This window comes from Streptomyces termitum (genome assembly GCF_014650175.1).
Classification (GTDB): domain Bacteria; phylum Actinomycetota; class Actinomycetes; order Streptomycetales; family Streptomycetaceae; genus Streptomyces; species Streptomyces termitum.
Genome location: NZ_BMUL01000065.1, coordinates 1 through 574 on the forward strand (window position 1 = coordinate 1; position 574 = coordinate 574).

Here is a 574-nt window from a genome sequence, read left to right on the forward strand (position 1 = left end):
GTCAAACCCACCAAAAAATACCTAAAAACAATAATTATTACCGTCCTTAAGAATATCTTTGTCTTCTTCTAACACCCAACCACACACTTAGCCACTCACCCCACTCCCAACAAACCATTATGAGATCCTCCTCCATCGTCAGCGCTGCTTTGATCGCCGCCCCAGCTATGGCCGCCGCCGGCCCCGCTGGTAACATCACTGATGCCGATATCCTCAACTTTGCGTTGACTCTCGAGCACCTTGAGGCTGCCTTCTACTCGCAAGGTCTTGCCAAATACGACGCCAAGGCGTTCAGCAACGCCGGTTTCAGTGACGAGATTCGACACAAGATCCAAACCATCTCCGACGATGAGACTGCCCACGTCAACTTTTTGACTACGGCCTTGACTGCTGCTGGTGCCACTCCCGTCCAAGCTTGTAACTACACCTTTCCTCACGTTGACGCCAAGTCTTTCATGGCTGTCTCCCAAATTCTCGAGGGTGTTGGTGTCTCCGCTTACCTCGGAGCCGCTGGCTCGATCCAAAACCCAGCCTATTTGACCGCCGCGGCCACTATCCTGACTGTCGAGGCTCG

The 574-nt window shown here is 53.0% G+C and carries 1 protein-coding gene; it reads left to right on the forward strand.

The window, feature by feature from the left end; translation table 11 throughout:
• Positions 1-119: 119 nt before the first annotated feature.
• Positions 120-574 (forward strand): ferritin-like domain-containing protein (locus IE219_RS32755; RefSeq protein ID WP_189983736.1); only part of this gene is annotated, 455 nt, incomplete at its 3' end.